Source organism: Micromonospora sp. NPDC020750, from assembly GCF_044334565.1.
GTDB lineage: Bacteria > Actinomycetota > Actinomycetes > Mycobacteriales > Micromonosporaceae > Micromonospora.
Genome location: NZ_JBIRTH010000001.1, coordinates 922,908 through 948,080, shown reverse-complemented (window position 1 = coordinate 948,080; position 25,173 = coordinate 922,908). Strand labels below are relative to the sequence as shown.

Here is a 25,173-nt window from a genome sequence, read left to right as displayed (position 1 = left end):
TCAGTTCTTGCGTCGGAGATCCAAGCCGTAGACGAGCAGACCCGCGCCCACAACCAGGCAGGTCATCATGACGAGGACCCGGCCTTTGGGAGAAGCCGGGGTGAACCAGAAGGTGATCAGTTCCTGTATGCCAGCCCCGAGGAGGGCACCGCCGAAGGCCAGGGCCGAGATGCGCCAAGTGTCGCCGTCGGTGCGGATCAGCTCCTTCGTGGCGGCATCGATGTGAATCTTGGAGACGGTCTCCAGGCCGCGCAGGCGGGCGATCCGGATGGCCCGAATCCCGATCTCCCTGATCAAGCGGGTGTTCGTCTTGAGGAGTTCGGCCGCGCCCTGCCGGCCGAAGTCGAGCGGGGTGTCGCCACCGGTCAGTTCCTCCTGAATCTGCCGCAGCGCCTCATGCAGGTCCCTGGTGCCCCCGGCGAAGTCGAAAGGCGCACCGACCGAGTCGTCGCCAGTGCTCCAGCCATCCGTCCCCGCCCCGTCCCGGCTGGTGGTCTCGGTCATCCTCGCACCTCCGGCCGGCCGGAAATCTCGAACGTAAAGTCCTGCTGGCGCTCTTCCAACGCCCTGAACAGGTCCCTTGCGACAGTCGCTCGATGGGCCACCAGCGAGTCGATGTTCTCCTTTTCGAGCATTCGGACGACGCGATCGTGGCCCGTGACGCCCATCAGGATCCTCATCAGGGCGGGAAGCATCTCGATCAGGATGATCGTCAGGCGGAGGGTCCACTCAGCGGCAGCTACGTATCCCCCCTCGGCGGTCAGCTCGCCCAGGGCCTTCAGGCGCTCGATAATGCCGACCTTGCCCTGGCTCTGGCGTGCCCTGGCGACCTCTGTCTCGATCTCCCCCTCGACACTTTCGGAGGCACGGGCCAGGAACTGCCCCGATTCCTCGCGGAGGGCAGCGGTCGAGTCGTTCAGCTTCCGTAGCTGGTCCTGCTTGTCGGAGAGTCCGCTGTCTTTGGCGTAGCGATCCGCGATCTGGCGCTTGAGCATGCAACTCGGCCCTTGGCCCGGCCTGCCGCTAACGCTCTCGCCGGCTTTCCCGGTGCATTCCGCGACCGCGTCCTGTTGGAAGCGACTGGCCTCGGCGGAGATCGACTTGATCTCCGCCTGGAGCGTCGCAGCCTCCCGTCTGGTGCGCGAGAGATTATCGAGCTTTCCCAGCACCGGGCCGAATGATTCCAGCCGCCGCCCTTCACACGCCGGGGAGTCGGGGACGGGCGGCGTCCCGTCGGCCACGAGCCCGTTGCAGGCCCGCAACTCGCTTTCCAGCCGTAGGACGGACTCCTGCCTCGATCTCGCGACATGTTCCTCGATGGCGGTGTGGAAGATGCCCAGGAGCAACGGCTCAGCCAGGATGACTCCGAGCAGGACCGCCAACGCGAGCCTGCTCAGGGTCCTCGAAATCGCCTGCCGTACGGCGCTGACGGCGGAGGCCGTAGCCAACCACCGGTCCAGGCTGAGGATCAGGGCTCCCCAGAGCAGCGCGATAAACGGAATCGACCAGTTGAAATAGCCGAAGGAGTAGTAGAGGGCCAAACCGAGGGACAGCGTCGCGAAAGTACTCGTGATCAGCACCACGGACCCGAGGCTCGTGTACCGGATCCGCTCGCTGGGCACCAGGGTGAGGATGTCCTCGCGCGCCCCGGCCAACGAGCGCAGGAGCCGCGTGACACTGAATGATCGAATGGAGTGGCCGCTCAATTGGTCTCCAGGTTCGCTCTACTGGCCTCGTCCACCACTGTGAGGTCAGCCGTTCGCGTGCACCGCCAGGGTGGCACGGTCACCAACGCCTGGGCCTGCGCGAGGTGGTCCCACCCGGCCCAGCCGAGCAGTTCCGTGCCGTCGTTGTCCCGGCCCGCCTTCGAGTACGAGATGAACCGCCGCACCGCACGCCCCCGCGCCGCCATGACGGTCACTCCCACCTATTCAGCTGTTTGGGATCCGGTGGACCGTACCGGCCGACGAAGGCCCGCAAAGTCAGAGATCCGACAGGCTTCTCATCGCTCACCACGGGGCCGAGCGGTATCGGGACGCATGGATCCGGTGTCCTGCCCGGACGGCTGATCCTGTGTGGAGGAATGGGCGCGGACGAGAGCGCATGCGGCCGGCCGGCGCGCAGTCATCTGCTGCGCTCAGTTGACCGTGCGCAGGACCGGCCGGGTAGTGAGGGCCGCCGGGTCGAGCCGGCGCGAGGCACGGACGATGAACGTCGCCGACTCGCCCGGCAGCAGGGTGACCAGTGCGTCATCGACCTGCGCGGCCGGGTCGAGCCGGTCCGGGTACAGGGTCAGGTCGCGCAGGATCGTCCGTGCGGTGACCCGTACCCGTTGACTGCCGTCGACCTCCTCCACCGTCGCGTCGAACGCTGCCGCCGGCCAGTCGGCGTCGCGGTCCTCGGCGAAGAACCAGAACGCCCGGTCGATGCTCTCACCCGCCTCAGCGACCAGCAGCTCGCGCCGGGGCTCCTCGGGCCGCGCCAGGTCCGCCGGCAACTCCAGCGTCACCGAGGCGTACGCGGGCACGTCGAGGTCGTACGTCGTCTTCGCCCGCGCCTCGCCGTCCAGGGTGAGCCGGGTGACCGTGGCGGGGGCCCGCCACGGCCGGCCGGTCTCGTTGACCGCAACCAGCGCCAGCCCGCCGTCGCGGGGCTGGACGGTGAGCAGCCGGTCGGCGTACGCGCGGCGCAGCGCGTACCACAGGGGTTTGCGGCGTCCGTCGCCGTCGACGGCCGACCAGGAGGTCACCGGCCAGCAGTCGTTGAGCTGCCAGACGATGGTGCCCATACAGACCGGCCGGTGCGAGCGGAAGTGCTCCACCCCGAGCTGGATGGCCCGGGCCTGGTTGAGCTGCGTGAAGTAGTGCCACTCGTCGAAGTCGACCGGCGGCGACAGGTGGGCGTCCAGGCCACGCTGGAGCTTCGCGTCGCCGTCGATGGCCTTCTGGTGGTGGGCCATGCCGGGCGAGTCGTGGGCGAGGGGGTCGTCGGAGATCGCCCGGCGCAGGGTCGCGTACGCCGGGGGCGCCTGGTAGCCGAACTCGGCGACGAACCGGGGGACGTACTCCCGGTATTTGGTGTAGTCGTCGGTGTTCCACACGTCCCAGATGTGCGTGGTGCCGTGCGCCGGGTCGTTCGGGTGGACGTCCTCGCTGCCCGACCAGGGGCTGCCCGGCCAGTACGGGCGGGTCGGGTCCAGCTCGGCGACGATCCGGGGCAGCAGGTCCAGGTAGTAGCCCCGGCCCCAGGTGCGGCCCGCGAGGGGCTCCTGCCAGTCCCAGTCGTGCCAGCCCCAGATGTTCTCGTTGTTGCCGGTCCACAGCACCAGCGACGGGTGGGCGGCCAGCCGGGTGACCTGCTCGCGCGCCTCGGCCTCCACCTCGGAGCGGAACGGCTCCTCCTCCGGGTACGCCGCGCAGGCGAACAGGAAGTCCTGCTGGACGAGCAGCCCCCGCTCGTCGGCCAGCTCGTAGAAGTCCCCCGACTCGTACCGGCCGCCGCCCCAGACCCGCAGCAGGTTGATGTTCGCCCCGGCCGCCTGGTCGAAGCGCTCGGCCAGCCGCTCCCGGGTCACCCGGTTGGGGAAGGCGTCGTCGGGGATCCAGTTGACGCCGCGCACGAACACCGGCACGTCGTTGACGTGCAGGGCGAACGCGGAGCCGTGCTCGTCCGGGGCGGTGTCCAGGCGGACCACGCGGAAGCCGATCCGGCGGGACCAGGCGTCCAGCTTCCGCCCGTCGGCGGCATGCAGGGTCACCGCGAGGGGGTGCAGCGGCTGCTCCCCGTACCCCCGGGGCCACCACAGCGCGGGGTCGCGGACCTCCACGGTCAGCGCGGCCGTGCGCTGTCCGGCCGCCACGACGGCCTCGACGGCGACGCCGGCCACCTCGGCGCGGACGGTGACCGGCTCCTCGGCGGCGCGCTCGACCTCGACGCGCAGCTCGACCCGGCCGACGCCGTCGGCGGCGGTGACCAGCGGGCGGACCGTCGCCAGTCGGGCCGTGGACCAGGCGTCCAGGGCGATGTCCTGCCAGATGCCGGCGGTGACCACCGTCGGTCCCCAGTCCCAGCCGAAGTTGCAGGCCGTCTTGCGGATGAAGTTGAAGGGCTCCGGGTACGCGTTGGGCCGGTCGCCGAGCCGGTCCCGGTGCTCCTCCGCGTACCGGTACGGCGAGTCGAAGCGGACGGTCAGCGTGTTGGCCCCCGGCCGCAGCACGGATGTGACGCCGAAGCGGTGGCCTCGGTGCATGTTCTCGGTGCGGCCGACCTCGGCGCCGTTGAGGGTGACGGTGGCGACCGTGTCGAGGCCGGCGCAGGCCAGGTCGACCCGGTCGGCGTCGCCCGGTGGCGCGTCGAAGGTGGTCTCGTACACCCAGTCGGTGCGCCCGATCCAGGCCAGCGCCGTCTCGTTGTCGTCCAGGTACGGGTCGGGGATGAGGCCGGCGGCGAGCAGATCGGTGTGCACGCAGCCGGGCACGGTCGCCGGGACCGCCCGGTCGATGATCTCCGACGGCACCTGCGGACCGGGAACGGCCCGCAGCACCCACCCCTCGGACAACGATTGCCGGGTCACGACTTCACCGCACCTTCCATGATTCCGCGGACGATCTGGCGGCCACCGACGAACAGCATGATCAGTAGGGGCACGGTGGCGACGAACGCCCCCGCGAGCACCCGCCGGTAGATCACGTAGTTGCCGCTGGCCAGGTCGGAGATGGCCACCATCGAGGTGGGGAAGTCGGTGCCGCTGAGCGTGATCAGCGGCCACTGGAAGTCGTTCCAGGTGCCGACGAAGGTGAGCAGGCCGAGCACGGCCAGCGCCGGGCGGATCGCCGGCAGCACGATGTTCCAGTAGACGCGCATCGTGGTCGCGCCGTCCATCCGGGCCGACTCGACCAGCTCGTCGGGCACGGTGTTGAGGATGAACTGCCGCATGTAGAACACCCCGAACGCGGTGACCAGGCCGGGGGCGATGACCGCGAGCAGGGTGCCGTTCCAGCCGAGCTTGCCCATCACGATGTAGAGCGCGACGATGCCGAGCTGGTTGGGCACGGTGAGGGTGAGCACCACGAAGAGCATCAGCCACCTGCTGCCCTTGAACCGCAGCTTCGCGAAGGCGAACCCGGCCAGCGAGCAGAAGAACAGCACCGAGGCGGTGACCGCGGTGGAGACGAGGGCGCTGTTGACCAGGCCGGCGGCGAAGTAGACGTCCTGGAGGGAGAAGACCTCGTCCAGGTTCGTCATGAACTGGTCGCCCGGGACCACCGCCGGCGGGATCTTCGCGAGCGCCTCGTCGTTGCTGGTGGCGATGACGAACATCCAGTACAGCGGGAACGCGGAGAGCAGGATCGTCGTCGCCAGCAGCAGGTACGTCCAGACGCCGGCCGCGGTGTCCTGCGGGGCCCGGCCCAGCAGCCGCGCCCGGTTGCGCCCGCGCGGCCCGGCGTCGGCCGCCCGCGGCACGGTGTCGACGGCACTCATTGGCGGCCTCCGGACAGACGGTTCGTCAGCAGGGTGTTGATGCCGGCGACTACGAGGATGATCAGAAACAGGGCCCAGGACATCGCGGCGGCGTACCCGAGGTCGAGGTCCTTCCAGCCGACCTTGTAGATGAGCTGGGCGATGGTCTGCCACTCGCCGTTCGGGCCGCCGGTGGCCGCCTGCGCGTTCAGGTCGAACAGCATCGGCTCGGTGAAGAGCTGGAGCCCGCCGATGGTGGACAGCACCACGGTGAAGACGACGACCGGCTGGATCATCGGCACGGTGATCCGCCAGAGCTGCCGCCACGGGCCGGCGCCGTCGATGGCGGACGCCTCGTAGACGTCGCGCGGGATGGACTGCATCGCGGCCAGGTAGAGCAGCGCGTTGTAGCCGATCCACTTCCAGTTGACCATGGTGGCGATGGCGATCCAGGAGTGGAGCTTGTCGGCCCGCCAGTCGGCCGGGGCGTCGCCGCCCAGGCCCACGAGGCCGAGCAGCCAGTTGGCCATGCCGAAGTCGCGGGAGAAGAAGACGCTGAACACCATGGTCGAGGCGACCAGCGGGGTGACGTACGGCAGCAGGATGCCGACCCGCCACCAGGTCTGCGCGCGCAGCTTGCGGTTCAGCAGCGAGGCGACCACCAGGGCGAGCAGGAGCTGCGGTATCGAGGAGAGCAGGAAGATGCCGAAGGTGTTGTAGAGCGCGTTCCAGAAGTCCTCGTCGCCGAGCAGCTTCGCGAAGTTGTCGAAGCCCGCCCAGGGCGGCAGGGTCGGGTCGTCGAGCTGGTAGTTCCGCAGCGAGACGACCCCGTTGAAGATCAGCGGGAAGAGCCCGAAGACTCCGAAGATCAGGAAGAACGGTGCGATCAGCAGGTACGGCATGTAGCGCATGTCGAAGCGGTACAGCCGGTTGCGCCAGGTGAGCTGCCGCTCGTCGGCCCCGGGGCCGTCGACGCCACGCTTGCGCGGGGTACGACGGCCCGGCGGGGCGGGCGCGGCACGGGTGGAGGGCATGGGACGCTCCTGGGCCGAGGTGGACTGTCTCCGGGGTGGGACGCCGGGGCGGTGGCGGGGCGGGGCGGCCCCGCCACCGGTCACCGGATCGTCAGGACCTGCCGGCCTTCTCGGCCTCCTTGACCGCCTCCGCCCAGGCGGCGTCCGGCTTGAGGGTCTTGTTCTCCACCCGCTTGATGACGTTCTCCACCGCGACGCGGGTCGGGCCGTTCTTCTTGCCCAGGTACTGCGGGGTGAGGCCCTGCGCCATCTTCGGGAAGATCTGCCCGACCGGCGCGTCGTTGAAGAACGGGTTCTTGAACTCGGCGATGGCCGGGTCGGAGTACAGGGCCGGCTGCGACGGCAGGTTGCCGACCTTCTTGAAGACCTCGATCTGCTGCTCCGGCTGGACCAGCCACTCCAGCAGCTTGTACGCCTCGTCGGCGTGCTTGCTCTGCTTGGGGACGGTCAGGAACGACCCGCCCCAGTTGCCGCCGCCGCCGGGCACCGCCGCGATTTCCCACTTGCCCTTGGTGCCGGGGGCGGTGTCCTTGATGTGGCCCAGCATCCACGCCGGGCAGGCGAGGACGGCGAAGGCGCCGCTGGTGAAGCCCTTGTCCCAGTCGGCCTGGAAGCTGGTCAGGTTGGCCGAGATGTCGGCCTGGAGGGCCTTGACCGTGTAGTCGAAGGCGACCTTCGGGCCGCCCTCCATCTGGAGCTGCTCCTGCTCGCTGTAGAAGCCGGCCTGCTGCTGGCCGAGGACCGGGTTGAACAGGTTGGTCCCGGCGTCGAGGAACTTCTTGTCGGTCTTGGCGGTGTACTGCTGGCCGACCTCGATGAACCGGTCCCAGGTGGGCCAGAGCGCGGAGACCTGGTCCCGCTCGGTGGGCAGGCCGGCGGCCTTGAACAGGTCGGTGCGGTAGCACATGGCCAGGCCGCCGACGTCGGTGCCGAGGCCGATCTGGGTCTTGCCGTCGGCGGACAGCGACTGCTTCCACTTCCACGGCAGGTACTTGCTCTCGTACTGCCCGGCACCCTTGTCCAGCAGGTTGACGAACTTGTCGGACTGGCTGCGGAACTGGACCATGAAGCCCTCGTCGATGGCGGCGATGTCCGCCGCGCCCGAGCCGGCGACCAGCTTCTTCTGCAGGTCCTCGTGCTGCGCGTTGTACTCGCCCGAGTTGAGCTGGATCTTGACGTTCGGGTGGGCGGCCTCGTACTTGGTCTTCAGGTCCTGGAGCCCGAAGTCGCCCCAGAAGTTGATTTTCAGGGTGACCGCGCCGCCGCCCGCCTCGTCGCCGCCGCTGGTGCTCTTGCCGCTGCACGCGGCCACCACGGCCAGGCTGACCGCGCCCACGGCGACCGCGCGGGCCCAGTGGGTCCAGGACCGTCTCATGTCATCCTCCGAGCAAGATGGGAACGCTCCCGACATCGAGAGACGTTGACTGAACCGGATAAGTGAAGCCACCGTACGATCCCGTCTCCGCAGTGTCAACGAATGGTTAAGCCCGGGGCCGTTCCGTAACTTTCGACCCCATGGGAGCGCGACCATGCGTGGTCGACCCCTCCGCAGCATCCCGATCGGCGACAGCGTCACCCGCGCCCGGCCGACGACCCGTATCCTTAACCGGGCAAGTAATCCGTTCGGTCGCGGGGCGGGGCGGCTCCGGCCCGGTCGCCCGCGGGGCCGGTTGCAGTAGCGTGAGGGCCGCCGGTTCACCCCGGCGCCGTGACACCCGCCCGGGGCGGGCCCAGCAAGTGGAGGAGACACGCCGGTGAAGCGGCCGACCATCGCCGACGTCGCGCGGCGGGCCGGGGTGTCCAAGGGCGCGGTCTCGTACGCGATGAACGGACAGCCCGGCGTCTCCGAGGCGACCCGGCAGCGCATCCTGGCCATCGCCGCCGAGATCGGGTTCAGCCCGAGCAGCGCCGCGCGGGCGCTCTCCGGCGCCACCGCCAAGGCGGTCGGCCTGGCCCTGTGCCGCCCGGCCCGGATCCTCGGCATCGAGCCGTTCTTCATGGAGCTGATCAGCGGCGTCGAGGCCGAACTGTCGGCCCGGTCGTACGCGCTGACCCTCCAGGTGGTCGCCGACCAGGATGCGGAGATCGCGGTCTACCGGCGCTGGTGGGCCGAGCGCCGGGTGGACGGGGTCTTCGTCTGTGACCTGCACACCGACGACCGGCGGGTGCCGGCGCTGGAGGAGCTGCAACTGCCGGCCGTGGTGATCGGCGGCCCCGGGCACACCGGCTCGCTGGCCAGCGTCTGGTCCGACGAGGCCGCGGCGCTGGCCGAGACGGTGGAGTACCTGGTAGCCCTGGGCCACCGACGGATCGCCCGGGTCGGCGGCCTGCCCGCACTGCTGCACACCGAGATCCGCAGCGACGCGTTCACCGAGGTGTGCGGGCGGCTCGGTCTCGACGAGTCGGTCACCGTCTGGTCGGACTACACCGGCGAGGAGGGGGCCCGGGCCACTCGGCGGCTGCTCAGCTCGCCGAACCGCCCCACCGCCGTCATCTACGACAACGACGTGATGGCGATAGCGGGGCTGTCCGTGGCCCAGGAGATGGGCCTTCAGGTCCCCGGCGACCTGTCGATCGTCGCCTGGGACGACTCCCCGCTGTGCCAGCTCGTGCACCCGCCGCTGACCGCCCTCGGCCGGGACATCCCCGCGTACGGCGCGCACGCCGCCCGGCAGCTGCTCCGGGTGATCGCCGGCGAGCCGACCGGCGAGCTCCAGGACGAGACCGCCCACCTCACGCCCCGGGGCAGCACCGCGCCGCCCCGGGTCAGGTGAACCGGTTCAGCACCGCGCGCCCCACCGGCCCGGACGCCCTCACCGGGACGCGGACGGGAACTCCTCGAAGTACGCCTCCACCCGCTCGGCCGTCGCCGGGCGGGCCAGCGCGAAGCCCTGCCCGTAGCGGCAGCCGGCCCGGCCGGCGGCGTCCGCCTGGGCCGGCGTCTCCAACTGCGCGGCGATGATCTCCAGGCCGAGCCGGTCGCCGAGGCTGACCACCACGTCGACCAGCTGGTGGTGCCCGCCGTCGGCCCCGTCGACCCCGTGCGGGGCCAGCTTGAGCAGGTCGATGGGGAGCCGGCGGAGCTGGGCCAGCGAGGCGTGCGCGGCCCGGAAGTCGTCCAGCGCGGTGCGCACTCCGAGCGAACGCAGCCCGGCGAGCCGGGCCACCATCGTCGACGGCTCCGCACCGACACGCGGCTCGGCCACCTCGACCACCAGCCGCTCCGGCGGCAGCCCGTGGGTGGCCAGCACCGCCGCGGTGCGCTGGAGGAAGTCCGGCGCGGCCAACTCCCGAGGGGTGACGTTCACCGACATCCAGAGCTGCCAACCCCCCGCCGACCAGTCGGCCAGTTGACGGCAGGCCCGGTCCAGCACCCAGCGGCCCACCTCGCCGACGAGGTCCAGGTCCTCGGCGACCGGCAGCAGCTCGGCCGGGAGCACGGTGCCCAGCACCGGGCTGCGCCAGCGCAGCAGCGCCTCGGTGCCCACCGGCAGCCGGTCGGCCAGCCCGAGCACCGGCTGGTAGACCAGGTCCAGCTCGCCCCGGGCCACCGCGCCGGGCAGCTCCCGCTCCAGATCGAGCCGGCGGACGAGCTGCTCCTCCAGGTACGCGTCGTACCACTCGATCCGGTCCCGGCCGAGCTGGGCGGCCCGCCGGCGGGCCAGGTCCGCCTGGCGCAGCACGTCGTCGGCGGTTGCGCCGGGGATCTCGGCCAGGCCGATGCTGGCCTGCAACCGGACCTCGGCACCCGCCACCCGGTACGGCTCGCCGAGCGCCTCCAGCAGCCGGGTGCCCAGTGCGTACGCCAGCACCGGGCCGGCGGTGGTGACCACGCCGAACTCGTCGCCGACCAGCCGGGCCACCAGGTCGTCCGGGCCGACCGCCGCGCGCAGCCGGCGGGCCACCTCCACCACGACCACGTCGCCGACCGCGTGGCCGCGACCGTCGTTCACCGCGCCCAGGCCGTGCAGGTCCACCACCAGCAGCGCCCCCGCCCCGTCCCGCCGGGCGGCCAGCTCGCGCAGCAGCTCGCGCCGGTTGGCCAGCCCGGTGAGCTGGTCGGTCGCGGCGAGCTGGCGCACCACGCGCTCCAGCCGGCGACGCTCGCCGACGTCACGCATGTGCAGCACCAGCGCGTGCACCTCGGGCACCCCGCGCTGGTCGCTGATCGTGGACTCGGTCTCCCGCCACGCCCCGTGCCCGTCGCGCAGCCGGGCAGCCAGCAGCGTCGGCCGGACGCCGGCGCGCACCCCGTCGAGCAGCAGCGCGGCGCGCGGGACGTCGGCGGGGTGCAGCAGGTCGGCGAAGGGCCGGCCGAGCACGTCGGCATCGGTGAGCCCGAACAGCCGGGTCGCGGCCGGGGACTGCCAGCGCACCCGCAGCGCGTCGTCCAGCAGCAGGATCAGGTCGTCGCCGCCCGAGACCAGGGCCCGGAAGTGCGCCTCCTGGGCGGCGAGGCGGGTGGCGTACCGGCGGTTGTCGGTGGCGGTCATCAGCTCCCGGACCACCAGCGGCGGGGTCACCGCCAGCCCGAGCAGGATCGCCCCCGGCGTGAAGTCGCCGTGCGCGTAGAGGTGCCCGACGGCGGCCAGGGCGGCGATCGCGGCCGGCGCGCTGACCCGGGGCCAGACGGGCGTCGGGCCACCCGGGCGGCGCGGGTCACCGGCGGCCACCCGGCGGACCCCGTCGGCGGTGAGCAGCGCCCCGACCACCAGCGGCCCGACGGTGGCCAGCAGGGCCCGGTCCATGGCGTCGTAGGCGAGCAGCACGATCAGCGCGAGCAGGCCGAACTGGGCCGCCCCGGCGCCGAGCAGGCAGATCGCCGCGCCCGGCCGGCGTCGCCAGTCGGCCAGCGCCGCGACGCCGATCGACGCGAGGCCGAACCCGCCGGCCACCACCGCGACCCGGGCTGCCGGCGGGGTCTCCCCCGGCGGCAGCAGCACCCAGGCGGCGAAGATCAGACTCAGGCCCAGGCTGACGATGTCGACCACGCGGCGGACCCGGGCCCGGTTCGGCAGCCGGCTACGGCCGGGCAGCAGGAGCAGCCCGCCGGTGTGCAGCAGGGCCGCGATCCCGAGACCGGTCGCGCCGACGGCGACCCGCAGGCCGGTGCCGACCAGGGGAAGCACCGCGACGGTCAGCCCGACCGTGGCCACCGCCGCGTCGAGCAGCCCAGCGGCCGAGCGGCAGCGGATGGCGCGGCGGCCGGCCCGGTCGGGGCCGCCGCCGGGCGGCCCGGCGTACCGGACGGGCACGGCCAGCAGGGACAGCCGGACGCCGGCCAGGACGCTACCGGCGGCACCGGCGAGCGCCACCGCGGCCAGCGGCGGGATCACGCCGGCCAGGCCGGCGAGGGCGAGCAGCGCCGCCGTCGCCAGCACCAGGAGGTCGGCGGGACGCGGGAGGCTGCGGGAGGTGCCGGAGGGATACGCGACGGGCACGGCGATCGCCTTCGTGAGGGGGCACGGGCGGTGCGGTACGACGGTGCGGGGTTGCGGTCGGCGGCGTCGCCCGGCGTGGCGGCCCGGGACGACGTGGGCGCGGCTGGTTCGCCGGCCCAACATGATGAAACGATCCACCGTCACCGCAGGAAACGGCTATCAGGCCATGAAGATGAGTGATTCAAGTCACTTGCATGGCACCGGTCACCCGCGCCCCCGCCCGCCCGGGGGCCGGCCCCGCCCAGGTGGGATCATCTGGGGGTGAGTCGCGCCGAGACCGTCCGCTTCCGCCCCAACCAGGCGATCCTGGTCGCGGCGGTGATCGCCTTCATCGGGGCGCTGCCGCTGGCCGCCGCCGGGTGGTACTTCCTGCCGGTGCTGCTCGTCCCCCTCGCCGTCGCCGTCTGGGCCTGGCGCTCAGGCACCGAGGCGGACGCCCGGGAGCTGCGCCTGCGGGCGCTGACCGGGCAGCGCCGGATCGGCTGGGAACGGATCGTCGAGCTGACCGCCGACGCCCGGGGCCGGGCCGTCGCCCGGCTCGACGACGGCGAGTGGCTGGTCCTGCCCGCGGTACACGGCACCGAACTGCCCCGGCTCGTCGCCGTCACCGGCCAGCCTCTGCCCGGCCGCACACTCTGACCCACCTGACCGGGCCCGGCCCGGCCGACCGGCGGGCCGGACCACATCGGCGGGTCGGCCGGCGGACGGGTCAGTAGCCGTCCGAGACCGTGTTGATCAGCGCCTGGCCGGCGGCGAACCGCCGCACCTGCTCCCCCACCAGCCGGTACGCCCGGGGCAACAGCCCGCGCACCGAGCCGGCGACGTGCGGGGTGAGCAGCACGTTGGGCAGCCCCCACAGCGGGTGGTCGGCGGGCAGCGGCTCGGGGTCGGTGACGTCCAGCGCGGCCCGTAGCCGGCCGGAAGCCAGCTCGGCGACCAGCGCGTCCGTCCGGGCCACCGGGCCGCGTGCGGCGTTGACCAGCAGCGCGCCGTCGGGCATCGCGGCGAGGAACTCCTCGTCGACCATGCCCCTGGTCGCCTCGGTGAGCGGCACCAGCAGCACCACCACGTCGGCCTCGGGCAGCAGCGCCGGCAGCTCGTCGACCCCGTGCACCCCCTCGGCGGGGCGGGCCGTCCGGGCGACCAGGGTGAAGGTCACCTCGAACGGTGCGAGCCGGGCGCGCACCGCCGCCCCGATCGAGCCCGCGCCGACGATCAGCACCCGCTTGCCGGCCAGCTCGTCGGTCGGGCAGACCCGGTCGTACGCCCACTCGCGGCGGGACTGGGCGACGGCGAAGGCGGGGAAGCCGCGCAGCTGGGATAGGACCGCGGTGGCCACCCACTCGGCGGTGCCGGAGTCGTGCACCCCGCGCGCGTCGCAGAGCGTCACCCTGGCCGGGACCCGGCCGACCCAGGCGTCGGCCCCGGCGGAGAGGAGCTGCACCACCCGCAGGTCGGGCAGCTCGCCGAGCAGGGCGGTGGCGTCCCCGCCGGACAGGAACGGGGGCACCCAGAACCGCACGTCGGCAACGTCGGACGGGAGGCGGGACGGCGACTCGACCACCTCGACGGTCACCCCGGGCGGCACGTCGCCGAGCAGGCCGCGACCGGCCGGGTGCGGAATCCATACCTTCACGCCCGACGACGATAGTCGCCCGGCGGCGCCGGTCCCCCGTTGGTGCGGGCCGAACCACCCGGCGCGGGGCCCACGCGGCGGTGACCGGCCGCCCGCACCGGCGACAGATCCGGGCAGGGCTACCGCGCGGCCACCGCGCAGGACCCGTCCGGGCGGCTAGGCTGGGCCGGGTGAGCCCCCGTCGCCCGTACGCCCGGAAGACCTCTGTGCGCGCGGTGGCTGCGGCGTCGTGCGCGGCGCTGCTGCTGGCCACCGCCGGATGCAGCTTCGGCGAGCCGGACCCCGACCCGGCCGGCGAGCCGCCGAACCTGCCGACCCCCTCCGCCTCCGCCCCCGGCGGCGGCCAGCAGATGGTCGCCACCGTGCTGGCCAAGGGCCTGCGGGTGCCGTGGGGGATCGCGTTCCTGCCCGACGGCGGCGCGCTGGTGACCGAGCGGGACAGCGGCCGGATCCTCAAGGTCGGGCCCGGGTCCGGGCGGGACGGGCTGACCGTCACCGCCGTGCAGACCGTGCCCGACGTCGCGGCCGGCGGGGAGGGCGGCCTGCTCGGCATCGCCGTGTCCCCCCGCTACGCGACGGACCGGACGGTCTTCGTCTACCACACCGCCGAGCAGGACAACCGGATCGTCAAGCTGGAACTGGGCGGCCGGCCGACGCCGGTCCTGACCGGTATCCCCCGGTCCGGGACCCACAACGGCGGCGGGCTCGCCTTCGGCCCGGACGGCTACCTTTACGCCAGCACCGGCGACGCCGGCAACCGGGAGTCCGCGCAAAACCAGAAGAGCCTCGGCGGCAAGATCCTGCGGATCACCCCGGACGGCAAGCCGGCCCCGGGCAACCCGTACCCGGGGTCCCCGGTCTGGTCGCTGGGGCACCGCAACGTGCAGGGCCTCGCCTGGGACGCCGGCAAGCGGATGTACGCGGTCGAGTTCGGCCAGAACACCTGGGACGAGATCAACCAGATCACCAAGGGCGGCAACTACGGCTGGCCCCTGGTCGAGGGGAAGGCCGGCGACAAGCGGTACACCGACCCCCTGGTGCAGTGGAAGACCTCCGACGCGTCCTGCTCGGGCCTGGCGGCGACCGACCGGCTGCTGGTCACCTCCTGCCTGCGCGGGGAGCGGATCTGGCTGGCCGAGCTGACCGACACCGGCACCATGCTCGGCCAGCCCCGGGAGCTGCTCACCCGAAAATACGGTCGGCTGCGGGCGACGGTCGCCGCGCCCGACGGGTCGATCTGGGTCACCACCTCCAACCACGACGGGCGGGGCCAGCCGGCCCCCGAGGACGACCGCATCCTGCGGCTGGTCTTCCCCGACGGCGGCGCGGGGCGTGGCTAGCCGCGAAGCGCAGCGGCCGTAGCACCCCGGCCCGCGCGGCGCGGCGCGGCGGAATCCCCGGTTTGCCAAGATCCTTCACTGGGCAGGTCAGAATCTCAGCATGGACGGCCAGGAGAACGAACAGCGAAACACCGGGGACGCCGACACCCCGGCGACCGGTCGTGGCCGGCGCTGGGCCCTCCCGCGCCGACGCGGGGACGTCTCGTCCGGCCGGGCCCTGGCCCGCCGGGTGGGCGTGGCGCTCGCCGTCGTGGCGATCGCCCTGGCCGGGGTGGTGATCGGCACCTTCGCCGGCGGACGGGTGCAGACCGACATCGGTCCGTTCCGGGCCGAGTTGACCCTCGCGCCCGCGCTCACCGGCAGCACCACCGTCGACATCCCGCCGCTGGGTGCCCTGCAACTGAACAGCCACGACGGGCCGACCCATCTGACCGTGGGGCTGGGGGCACTGGACCAGCGACGCACCGTAGCGCTGATCGACGACCCGGCGAGCATCAGCCGGGCCAGCCAGTCCGCCGTCACCGACGTCCGCACCGGGGTGATGCGCCTCGGCCTGCGTACCGCCGGCGCGACGCTGCTGGTCACCCTGTTGCTGGCCGCCCTGGTCTTCCGGGACACCCGGCGCACCGCCTGGGCCGGAGGGCTCGCCCTGGCGGTCACCGCCGGCAGCCTCGGCCTGGCCGCGTCCACCCTCCGCCCGCAGGCCATCGAGGAGCCCCGGTACGAAGGGTTGCTGGTCAACGCCCCAGCGATCGTCGGTGACGCCCGGAAGATCGCCAACGACTACACCAAGTACGCCGAGCAGCTCCAACGCCTCGTCGGCAACGTCAGCCAGCTCTACACCACCGTGTCGGCGCTGCCGGTGTACGAGCCGGCGCCCGGCACCACCCGGATCCTGCACGTCTCCGACATGCACCTCAACCCGACCGGCTGGCAGCTCATCCGCACCGTGGTCGAGCAGTTCGGCATCGACGTGGTGATCGACACCGGCGACCTCACCGACTGGGGCAGCGAGCCGGAGGCGTCCTACGTCGGGTCGATCGGGCTACTCAAGAAGCCGTACGTGTACATCCGGGGCAACCACGACTCGGGGAAGACAGCGGCGGCGGTGGCGCAGCAGCCGAACGCGATCGTGCTGAACAACTCGACCACCACCGTCGCCGGGCTGACCATCGCCGGCATCGGCGACCCCCGGTTCACCCCGGACAAGGAGACCTCGCCCGCCGGCAGCGGCCTGACCAAGCAGGTCGCCGACCAGGTGATCGGGGCCGGCGACCAGCTCGCCACCACCGTCCGCAACTCGCCCAAGCCGGTGAACATCGCCCTGGTGCACGACCCGGCGTCCGCCGGGCCGCTGTCGGGCACCTGCCCGCTGGTCCTCGCCGGCCACACCCACGCCCGGCAGGTCTCCAAGCTGCCGCAGGTGCCGGGCCAGATGCCCACCCAGCTCATGGTGGAGGGGTCCACGGGCGGGGCCGGGCTGCGCGGCCTGGAGGGCGAGGAGCCCACCCCGCTGTCGATGACGGTGCTCTACCTCGACAAGGACAAGCTGCTCCAGGCGTACGACGACATCACCGTCGGCGGGACCGGCCAGTCGCAGGTCAGCCTGGAACGGCACGTGGTGCGGGACCCGAAGGCCGGCGCCGAGGTCCCCGTCACCCCCACCCCGACCCGCTGAGCGCGGCGGGCCGGGGACGGCGGGAACGGGTCAGCGCAGGGCCAGGGCGGCCAGGGCGGCGTTGACGATGCTGCCCGGCAGCAGGTCGTGCAGCTCGTACAGCTCGCGGACGCTGCCGGACTGGCCGAACTCGTCCACGCCCAGCGGCACGGCGTGCGCGCCGAGGGCCGAGCCGAGCCAGGCCATCGCGTGCGAGGCGGCGTCGTGCACGGTCACCACCGGCACCCGGTCGACGAACGCCGACCGCAGCGCCCCGGGCACGCTCGGCACGGTGGCCGTCCGCACGCCCTGGCGCAGGGTGCGCTGCCAGGCCCGGTAGAGCCGGTCCAGGCTGGTCACGTCGACCACGTGCGCGGCCACGCCCTCCTCGGCCAGCTCGGCGGCGGCGGCCAGCACCTCGGGCAGCACCGCGCCGGACGCGGCGAGCTGCACCACCGGGGCGTCGGCCAGGTGCGGGTACGCCTCGTGCGCGTCCACCAGCCGGTACGCCCCGGCGACCGCCTGCCGGCGCAGCACCGCGTCGCCGATCCGGGCCCGGGCCGCCTCGAAGGGGGCCTGGTCGATCGGGCGGGTGCTGAGCCGGAAGTAGTACGCCCCGTCCTCGGCCGGCGCGGCGGTGGTGGCCGGCACGCCACCGGCGGCGATCTGCCCGAGCGCGTCGCAGAGCAGCCAGTCGAGGGTGGCCGCGTACGCCGGCTCGACGAAGGTGACCCCGGGCAACTCCAGCCCCACCGAGGCGGTGATCGTCGACTGGTGGGCGCCGCCCTCAGGGGCGAGGGTGATGCCCGACGGGGTGCCGGCGACCACGAACCGGGAGCCGGAGTACGTGCCGTACAGGAACGCGTCCAGCCCGCGCAGCACGAACGGGTCGTAGACCGTGCCGACCGGCAGCAGCGGCTGCCCGGACAGGTCCCAGGACAGGCCGAGCTGGCCGAGCAGCAGGAACAGGTTCATCTCCGAGATGCCCAGCTCGATGTGCTGGCCCGACGGGCTCTCCGTCCAGCGCAGCATCCGGTCCTCCGTCCAGGACCGCTGCGCGGTCGGGGCGAACACCCCGGTCTTGTTGATGAACCCGGCCAGGTTGGTGGAGGTGGCCACGTCCGGGGCGGTGGTGACCAGGTACGGGGCGATGTGCTCGTCCCGGGCCAGCTCCACCAGCACCCGGCCGAAGACCTCCTGGGTGGAGACGGGCTTGTTGGCGCGTACCCGGGTGGTCTCCGGGACGGTGACCGGCAGGGCCCGCTCGCGGGGCGCGCGGGACAGCGCCTCGCGGCGCTCGCCGGCCCGGATGCCGGCCGGGGTCGCCGGGTCGAGGCGGTCCCACTCGGTCTCGACGGTCAGGCCCTGCGCGGCGCGCAGGACGTCGACCTGCTCGGTGGACAGCAGCGCGGAGTGGTTACGCGGGTTGCCGGCGATCGGCAGCCCCCACCCCTTCACCGTGTACGCGAAGACCACGCTGGGCCGGTCGGTGACCGCGTCGCACTGGGCGTACGCGTCGAGCATCGCCGCGAGGTCGTGCCCGCCCAGGTCGGTGACCAGCGGGCCCAGCTCGTCGTCGGCGATGTCGGCGATGAGCTCGGCGATCCCGGCGGGCGCCCCGTCGAGGAACTGCGCGCGCAACGCCGGGCCGGCCAGCCCGAACAGCGACTGGTACTGCTCGTTGGGCATCGCGTCGATCCAGTCGCGCAGCGCCTCCCCGCCCGGCCGGGCGTACGCCTGGGCGAGCCGGCGGCCGTACTTGACCTCGACGACGTGCCAGCCGGCGGCCTCGAACTGGCCGCGCCACTGCTTGATCCGCACCCCGGGGACGACCCGGTCCAACGACTGGCGGTTGAAGTCGACCAGCCACATCACGTTGCCCAGCCCGGTGGTGGCGGGGTCGGCGACGGCCTCCCAGATGTTGCCCTCGTCCAGCTCGGCGTCGCCGATCAGCGCGACGAACCGGGAGTGCGGGCGCTCGCCGAAGTGGGCGTCGACGTACCGGCGGGTGACGGCGGCGAACAGCGGCGCGGCGGCGCCGAGGCCGACCGATCCGGTGGAGAAGTCGACGCCGTCCGGGTCCTTGGTGCGCGACGGGTACGACTGGAGGCCGCCCCGGGCCCGCAGCCTCGGCAGGTACGACCGGTCCAGGTTGCCCAGCAGGTACTGGACGGCGTGGAAGACCGGAGAGGCGTGCGGCTTGACCGCGACCCGGTCCTCGGCGTCGAGGTGGGCGAACCACAGCGCGGTCATCGCGGTGACCAGGGAGGCGCTGGACGCCTGGTGGCCGCCGACCTTCACCCCGTCGCCGGTGTCCCGGTCGTGGTTGGCGGCGTCGACGATCCGGGTGGCGAGCCAGAGCACCCGCCGCTGGATCTCGTCGAGGACATCGAGGTCGTGCTGGTTCACGGTGGCTCCATCCGGGCGTCGCCGTTGACGCCCTCCGAGGGGGTGCGGGGGCCGCGTACTCGAAAGAGGCGGGAAGGCCGCCGCCGGGTCCCGGCGGCGGCCTTCCCGGGTCGGGCCTCAGCCCTGGGCGCCGAGGCGCTCCAGGATCAGCTCGCGGACGGTCTTGGCGTCAGCCTGGCCCCGGGTGGTCTTCATGACCGCGCCGACCAGCGCGCCGGCCGCCGCGACCTTGCCGCTGCGGATCTTCTCGGCGATGCCCGGGTTCGCGGCGATCGCCTCGTCCACGGCGGCGGTGAGCGCGCCGGTGTCGGAGACGACCTCCAGGCCCCGGTTGGCCATGATCTGGGTGGGCGAGCCCTCACCGGCCACCACGCCCTCCAGGACGGTCCGGGCCAGCTTGTCGTTGAGCTTACCGGCGTCGACCAGGCACTGGAGCTCGGCGACCTGGGTCGGGGTGGCCCCGATGTCGGCCAGCTCCACGCCGGCCTCGTTGGCCCGGCGGGACAGCTCGCCCAACCACCACTTGCGGGCGGCGGCGGGGGTGGCCCCGGCGGCGATGGTGGCCTCGATCAGCTCGACCGCGCCGGCGTTGAGCACCGACTGCATGTCGGCGTCGGACAGGCCCCACTGCTCCTGGAGCCGGCGGCGGTGCAGCCGGGGCAGCTCCGGCAGGGCGGCCTTCAGCTCGGCCACCCACGCGGTGTCCGGGGCGAGCGGCACCAGGTCCGGCTCCGGGAAGTACCGGTAGTCGGTGGCGGTCTCCTTGGACCGGCCCGGCCGGGTGCCCCCGGTGTCCTCCTGGAAGTGCCGAGTCTCCTGGATGATCCGGCCGCCCGCGTCGAGCACCGACGCCTGGCGCAGCATCTCCGAGCGGACCGCCCGCTCCACCGAACGCAGCGAGTTGACGTTCTTCGTCTCGGTGCGGGTGCCCCACTCCGCGCCCGGGAGGTTGAGGGAGGTGTTCACGTCGCAGCGCAGCGAGCCCTCCTCCATCCGCACGTCGGAGACCCCCAGGGAGCGGATCACGTCGCGCAGCTCGGCGACGTACGCGCGGGCCACCTCGGGGGCGAGCGCCCCGATCCCCGGGACCGGCTTGGTGACGATCTCCACCAGCGGGATGCCGGCCCGGTTGTAGTCGACCAGCGACTCGGTCGCGCCGTGGATGCGGCCGGTGGCGCCGCCGACGTGCAGCGACTTGCCGGTGTCCTCCTCCAGGTGCACCCGCTCGATGCCGATCCGGACCAGCTCGCCGTTGACCTCCACGTCCAGGTACCCGTCGACGCAGAGCGGCTCGTCGTACTGGCTGATCTGGAAGTCCTTCGGCATGTCCGGGTAGAAGTAGTTCTTCCGCGCGAACCGGCACCACTGCGCGATCGAGCAGTTCAGCGCCAGGCCGATCCGGATCGTCGCCTCGATGGCCGCCTTGTTCGCCACCGGCAGCGAGCCGGGCAGACCGAGGCAGACCGGGCAGACCCGGGTGTTCGGCTCGCCGCCGAAGTCGGTGGGGCAGCCGCAGAACATCTTGGTGTTCGTGCCCAGCTCGACGTGGGTCTCCAGGCCGATCACCGGTTCGTAGCGCGCAACGACGTCGTCGTACGCGGGCAAGGTGGTCGTCATCGGTGCTCCTGCCTCACAATGCCGGTGGGGTGAACGTGCCGACCGCGGACTCCAGCGCGGCGGCGACCCGGTACATCCGGTCGTCGGCCATCGTCGGTGCCATCACCTGAAGACCGACCGGCAGCCCCTCGGAGAGGCCGCACGGCACCGAGATGCCCGGCCCGCCGTACAGGTTCGTCGGAATGGTGAACAGGTCCGCCAGGTACATCTGGTACGGGTCGGCGGTGCGCGCGCCGATCGGGAACGCCACGAACGGCGTGGTCGGCGAGATCAGCGCGTCGACCTGCTCGAACGCGGCGGTGAAGTCCCGGGTGATCAGGGTGCGGACCTTCTGCGCCTGCCCGTAGTAGGCGTCGTAGTAGCCCGAGGAGAGGGCGTACGTGCCGAGCATGATCCGGCGCTTGACCTCGGGCCCGAAGCCGGCCTCCCGGGTCAGCGACATGACCTCCTCCAGCGACCGGTTGCCGTCGTCGCCGACCCGCAGGCCGAACCGGACGCCGTCGAACCGGGCCAGGTTGGAGGAGCACTCGCTGGGGGCGATCAGGTAGTACGCCGGCAGCGCGTACTTGAAGTGGGGGCAGGACACCTCCACGATCTCGGCGCCCAGCTTGGCCAGCGCGTCGACCGACTCGCGGAACGCCGCCATCACGCCCGGCTCGGCGCCCTCGCCGGTGAACTCCGTGACCACGCCCAGCTTCACGCCGGTCAGGTCGCCGGTCGCGCCGAGCCGCGCGGCGGCCACCACGTCGGGCACCGGCTGCGGGATGGAGGTGGAGTCGCGCGGGTCGTGGCCGCCGATCACCGAGTGCAGCAGCGCCGCGTCCAGCACCGTACGCGCGCAGGGGCCCGGGGTGTCCAGCGAGGAGGAGAACGCCACCAGGCCGTACCGGGAGGTGCCGCCGTAGGTGGGCTTCGCCCCGACGGTGCCGGTGACCGCGCCCGGCTGGCGGATCGAGCCGCCGGTGTCCGAGCCGATCGCCAGTGGCGCCTCGTACGCCGCGATGGCGGCGGCGCTGCCGCCACCGGAGCCGCCCGGGATGCGGTCGAGGTCCCACGGGTTGTGGCTCGGCCCGTACGCCGAGTACTCCGTGGAGGAGCCCATGGCGAACTCGTCCATGTTCGTCTTGCCGAGCATCACCGTGCCGGCCGCCCGCAGCCGCTGCACGATCGTCGCGTCGTACGGCGGGCGCCAGCCCTCGAGGATCTTCGACCCGACGGTGGTCGGCACGCCCTTGGTGGTGAGCACGTCCTTCACGGCCACCGGGACGCCGGCCAGCGGGCCCAACTCCTCCCCGGCCGCCCGGCGCTCGTCGACCGCGCGGGCGGCGGCGAGCGCGCCCTCGGTGTCGACGTGCAGGAAGGCGTGCACCCGGCCCTCGACGGCGGCGATCCGGTCCAGGTGGGCCCGGGTCACCTCGACGGCCGAGGTCTCCCCACCGGCGACGAGACCGGCGATCTCGACGGCGGTCAGCTTGGTCAAATCAGTCACGACGCCACATCCTCGTCCAGGATCCGCGGGACGCGGAACCGCTGTTCCTCCGCGTCGGGCGCGCCCGACAGGGCCTCCGCCGGGGTCAGGCCCGGCACCACCACGTCCTCGCGCAGCACGTTCGTCAGCGGTACGGAGTGGGAGGTCGGCGGGATGTCCGCCGCGGCGACCTCGCCGACCTGGGCGACCGCCTGGAGGATCGTGTCGAGCTGGCCGGCGAAGGTGTCCAGCTCCTCCTCCGTGACGGCGAGCCGCGACAGTCGCGCCAGGTGCGCGACCTCCTCGCGGGAGATGGCGGCCATCAGTGCCCCCTTCGTGGCTGTCGTGCTGGTTTCTGGCGGTGGCCCGCCGCGCGTCGGGATGACGATGACGTGCGGTGACCGGAGCGAGTCTATTGTCCAGCACCGGCCCGGCGTCCCCGACTCCCCCTCCGGCCCCGCGGCGCCCAGGACGCCGTCGGGTCAGCGGGCGCGCGGGGGCCGGCTCTCCGCCTCCCGCGCGGCCGGCCGCAGCGGGCGGTACCGGGCGAGCCACGCGGCCAACTCCTCGGCCGGCATCGGCCGGGCGTAGAACCAGCCCTGCGCCACGTCGCAGCCGGCGGCGTGCAGCAGCCGCCAGGTCCGCTCGTCCTCCACCCCCTCCGCGACGACCCGCAGCCCGAGCGCCCCGGCCAGCTCGATCATCGACCGGACGATCGCGGCGTCGTCCGCGTCGTCGGCCATCCCGAGTACGAACGACCGGTCCACCTTCACCTCGGACAGCGGCAACCGGCGCAGGTGCTGCATCGACGAGTACCCGGTGCCGAAGTCGTCCAGCGCGATGGCCACCCCGATGGCGTGCAGCCGGGAGATGGTGGCCAGCACCCGGCGCGGGTCGGCCATCAGCGCGCCCTCGGTGATCTCCAGTTGCAGCCGCTCCGGCCGGACGCCGAAGCGGGCCAGCCGGTCGGCGATCTGGTCGGCGATCTCGCCGGTGTGCAGGTCCCGGACGCTGACGTTGAGCGCCGCCCGCAGGCTGATGCCGGCCGCCGACCACTTCGCCAGCTGTTCCACCACGTCGTCGACCACCCGGCGGGTGAGCAGCCGCATCACCGCGCTCTGTTCGGCGACCCGGATCAGCTCCTCCGGGTCGACCATTCCCCGGCGCGGATGCCGCCAGCGCAGCAGCGCCTCCACGCCCACCACCTCGCCGGTGGCGATGGCGACCTGCGGCTGGTAGTACATGGTGATCTCGCCGGGGTTGCCCGGCTCGTCGGGCCCCGGCCGCCGGCCGGTCGGCTCCGCGTACGCGGCCCCGGCCCCCGGGCCGGTCCCGGGATCCGACTCCGTCGCCCCGCCGCCCGGTTCGGCCGGCTGCTCCGGCCCGGTGTCGGCCGGCTGCTCCGGCCCGGTGTCGGTGTCGGCGGCCCGCCGGCGGATGGGGTCGGCGGCGGTGACGATCCGCTGGATCAGCTCGTCGGGGTGGGCCGGCCCCGAGCGCTCCCGGCGCCGGCGGGCGCCCCAGCGGGCCGACCCGCCGGTCGAGCGCCCCGCGCCACCACGGCCGGCGACCGCCGGGGCGAGGGCGGCGGGCAGGGCGGCGCCGTCCCCGCCGCGCACCCCGGCCGCCCCCCGACCGTCGTCCCGCCCCGCCGGCCCCGCTTCGAGTACGCGCCGCAGGTCGGCCAGCAGGCCCAGCCGCTCGGCGGAGTTGTGGTCGGACTCGGCGGCGTACACGGCGACGGTGTCGCTGCGCTGCTTGGCGTCGTACATCGCCACGTCGGCGTGGCGCATCAGGGTGGCGAAGTCCTCCCCGTGCTCGGGGTAGAGCGCGATGCCGATGGAGCCGCCGACGTCCAGCGGCAGCCCGTCCAGCGCCACCGGCTCGGCGAGAGCGCCCACCAGCCGCTCGGCGGTCTCCCGGGCGGCGTCCACGCCGGTCAGGCCGGTGCTGACGATGGCGAACTCGTCCCCGCCGAGGCGGGCGAGCAGATCCCGCTCCCCCACCGCGCCGGCCAGCCGGGCACTCACCTCGACCAGCAGCCGGTCGCCCACGGCGTGACCGAGCGCGTCGTTGACGTTCTTGAACCGGTCCAGGTCGATCAGCAGCAGCGCCAGGTGGGCGTCCGGCTCGCCCCGGGCGGCGCGCTCGGCGTGCAGGTGGACCTGCTCGGCCACCTCCGCGAGCAACGCCTTGCGGTTGGGCAGGCCGGTGAGCGGGTCGAGCGCGCCCAACTGCTCCTGCTCGGCGGCGAGGTGGGCCATTCGGTACACCGCGAACAGCGGCACCAGCACCAGCGGAATCAGTGCGGCGCTGGCCCGGGCTGCGGTCACCAGCACCGGGGCGAGCAGCAACAACGAACCGGTGGAGATCAGCTCGTACCCCAGGCCCGACCGGAACCCGGGCCACCAGCGGCCACCGAAACGCCACCGGATGGCGGTGCTGACCAGACCGTAGTTGACCACGAACCAGGCCGCCGCCGCCCCGCCGACGGCCAGCACGTCGCTCCAGCCCAGGTGCCCGCCCTCGAAGATCCCGCCCGGCCCCAGGCCCGTGACCGCCGCAGCGGCGGCCAGCGCGCAGGCGTACTGGGCTGCGTTGAAGCCGGACCGCCAGGCGGAGTGTCCCATCCGCCAACCGGAGACGACCACCGCGACCGTCTGCACCGCCACAGCCGGACCGAGCCCCCAGCCGAGCAGGATGGCGAAGGTGAAGCAGGTGGACGGGAATACCGCCGAGGACTGCCGGCGCCCCGGGGGCACGAACGGCCGCGCGTCGCAGACCACGGCGAGGGCCGCCATCGTCCAGAACGCCACCGGCAGCCCGGCGAGTCGGCCCGGCAGCTCGGTCAGCGGCCCGGCCGAGACCAGCAGCGCCAGCACCGCGACGGCGGCGACGAAGCCGTAGAAGGGCGCAACCCGTCCCGGCGGGACGAAGTTTCGCGGATCTGCGGCCTCCATCGCACCTCCCGGGCAGCGGCCACGGCGGGCCCTGCGCCCGTCGTGCCCCCATGAAACGCCCTGAGTGCCGCTTTTTCCGAGACGACAGCCACGAATCGGTCGTAGTCGTGATTAAGTTGGTATACGCGACCAGGTGGGGTCAAGATTCACG

At 73.1% G+C, this 25,173-nt stretch carries 18 protein-coding genes; 4 read left to right on the top strand and 14 right to left on the bottom strand.

Annotation, left to right across the window (positions count from 1 at the left end):
- The 7 genes from ACH4T9_RS04350 to ACH4T9_RS04320 form a co-directional block, all read right to left on the bottom strand.
- Positions 1-504, bottom strand: coding sequence for a hypothetical protein (locus tag ACH4T9_RS04350; RefSeq protein ID WP_396669742.1), 504 nt, complete (start codon positions 502-504; stop codon positions 1-3).
- Entirely contained in the window at positions 501-1,706 is a 1,206-nt protein-coding gene (locus ACH4T9_RS04345; RefSeq protein ID WP_396669741.1) for a DUF4407 domain-containing protein, read from the bottom strand. The genes ACH4T9_RS04350 and ACH4T9_RS04345 overlap by 4 nt, the downstream gene beginning before the upstream one ends.
- Positions 1,703-1,927: a DUF7008 domain-containing protein gene (locus ACH4T9_RS04340; protein WP_396669740.1), complete on the bottom strand. Its 225-nt coding sequence runs from the start codon at positions 1,925-1,927 to the stop codon at positions 1,703-1,705. Before ACH4T9_RS04340 ends, ACH4T9_RS04345 begins: the two co-directional genes overlap by 4 nt.
- A 210-nt stretch (positions 1,928-2,137) precedes the next feature.
- A complete protein-coding gene (locus ACH4T9_RS04335) occupies positions 2,138-4,573 on the bottom strand; it encodes a glycoside hydrolase family 2 protein (RefSeq protein WP_396669739.1) in 2,436 nt (811 codons plus the stop codon).
- The gene (locus ACH4T9_RS04330) at positions 4,570-5,481 is read right to left on the bottom strand and encodes a carbohydrate ABC transporter permease (RefSeq protein WP_396669738.1); all 912 of its coding nucleotides are present in this window, start codon (positions 5,479-5,481) and stop codon (positions 4,570-4,572) included. Before ACH4T9_RS04330 ends, ACH4T9_RS04335 begins: the two co-directional genes overlap by 4 nt.
- Positions 5,478-6,494 (bottom strand): carbohydrate ABC transporter permease, encoded by a 1,017-nt coding sequence (locus ACH4T9_RS04325; protein ID WP_396669737.1) that lies wholly within the window; start codon positions 6,492-6,494, stop codon positions 5,478-5,480. Before ACH4T9_RS04325 ends, ACH4T9_RS04330 begins: the two co-directional genes overlap by 4 nt.
- A 91-nt stretch (positions 6,495-6,585) precedes the next feature.
- Positions 6,586-7,869, bottom strand: a complete 1,284-nt coding sequence (locus tag ACH4T9_RS04320; RefSeq protein ID WP_396669736.1) for an extracellular solute-binding protein — start codon at positions 7,867-7,869, stop codon at positions 6,586-6,588.
- A gap of 379 nt (positions 7,870-8,248) precedes the next feature.
- Here ACH4T9_RS04320 and ACH4T9_RS04315 point away from each other — a divergent pair, with 379 nt between their 5' ends.
- Positions 8,249-9,268 carry a LacI family DNA-binding transcriptional regulator gene (locus ACH4T9_RS04315; protein ID WP_396669735.1) on the top strand — a complete coding sequence of 340 codons (1,020 nt, stop codon included), beginning with the start codon at positions 8,249-8,251 and terminating at the stop codon, positions 9,266-9,268.
- A 39-nt stretch (positions 9,269-9,307) separates the two neighbouring features.
- Here ACH4T9_RS04315 and ACH4T9_RS04310 read toward each other — a convergent pair whose 3' ends face one another.
- Positions 9,308-11,935 (bottom strand): putative bifunctional diguanylate cyclase/phosphodiesterase, encoded by a 2,628-nt coding sequence (locus ACH4T9_RS04310; protein WP_396669734.1) that lies wholly within the window; start codon positions 11,933-11,935, stop codon positions 9,308-9,310.
- A 261-nt stretch (positions 11,936-12,196) separates the two neighbouring features.
- On the opposite strand from ACH4T9_RS04310, the gene ACH4T9_RS04305 reads away from it, so the two are divergent.
- Entirely contained in the window at positions 12,197-12,574 is a 378-nt protein-coding gene (locus ACH4T9_RS04305) for a PH domain-containing protein (RefSeq protein ID WP_396669733.1), read from the top strand.
- A 70-nt stretch (positions 12,575-12,644) separates the two neighbouring features.
- Here ACH4T9_RS04305 and ACH4T9_RS04300 read toward each other — a convergent pair whose 3' ends face one another.
- On the bottom strand, positions 12,645-13,571 hold the full coding sequence (locus ACH4T9_RS04300) for a 2-hydroxyacid dehydrogenase (protein ID WP_396669732.1): 927 nt from the start codon (positions 13,569-13,571) through the stop codon (positions 12,645-12,647).
- 170 nt (positions 13,572-13,741) lie between these two features.
- On the opposite strand from ACH4T9_RS04300, the gene ACH4T9_RS04295 reads away from it, so the two are divergent.
- Both ACH4T9_RS04295 and ACH4T9_RS04290 read left to right on the top strand, forming a co-directional pair.
- A complete protein-coding gene (locus ACH4T9_RS04295) occupies positions 13,742-14,911 on the top strand; it encodes a PQQ-dependent sugar dehydrogenase (RefSeq protein ID WP_396669731.1) in 1,170 nt (389 codons plus the stop codon).
- A 100-nt stretch (positions 14,912-15,011) separates the two neighbouring features.
- Positions 15,012-16,589, top strand: coding sequence for a metallophosphoesterase (locus tag ACH4T9_RS04290; protein WP_396669730.1), 1,578 nt, complete (start codon positions 15,012-15,014; stop codon positions 16,587-16,589).
- Between the two features lie 30 nt (positions 16,590-16,619).
- Here the strand turns inward: ACH4T9_RS04290 and ACH4T9_RS04285 are convergent, their stop codons facing one another.
- The 5 genes from ACH4T9_RS04285 to ACH4T9_RS04265 form a co-directional block, all read right to left on the bottom strand.
- Positions 16,620-18,977: a transketolase-like TK C-terminal-containing protein gene (locus ACH4T9_RS04285; RefSeq protein ID WP_396669729.1), complete on the bottom strand. Its 2,358-nt coding sequence runs from the start codon at positions 18,975-18,977 to the stop codon at positions 16,620-16,622.
- A 117-nt stretch (positions 18,978-19,094) separates the two neighbouring features.
- Positions 19,095-20,594 (bottom strand): Asp-tRNA(Asn)/Glu-tRNA(Gln) amidotransferase subunit GatB, encoded by a 1,500-nt coding sequence (gatB, locus tag ACH4T9_RS04280; RefSeq protein WP_396669728.1) that lies wholly within the window; start codon positions 20,592-20,594, stop codon positions 19,095-19,097.
- 13 nt (positions 20,595-20,607) lie between these two features.
- Entirely contained in the window at positions 20,608-22,083 is a 1,476-nt protein-coding gene (gene gatA / locus ACH4T9_RS04275) for an Asp-tRNA(Asn)/Glu-tRNA(Gln) amidotransferase subunit GatA (RefSeq protein WP_387016687.1), read from the bottom strand.
- Positions 22,080-22,385, bottom strand: coding sequence for an Asp-tRNA(Asn)/Glu-tRNA(Gln) amidotransferase subunit GatC (gene gatC, locus ACH4T9_RS04270; RefSeq protein ID WP_007075103.1), 306 nt, complete (start codon positions 22,383-22,385; stop codon positions 22,080-22,082). The genes gatA and gatC overlap by 4 nt, the downstream gene beginning before the upstream one ends.
- 159 nt (positions 22,386-22,544) lie before the next feature.
- Positions 22,545-25,022, bottom strand: coding sequence for a putative bifunctional diguanylate cyclase/phosphodiesterase (locus ACH4T9_RS04265; RefSeq protein WP_396669727.1), 2,478 nt, complete (start codon positions 25,020-25,022; stop codon positions 22,545-22,547).
- Positions 25,023-25,173 lie beyond the last annotated feature (151 nt).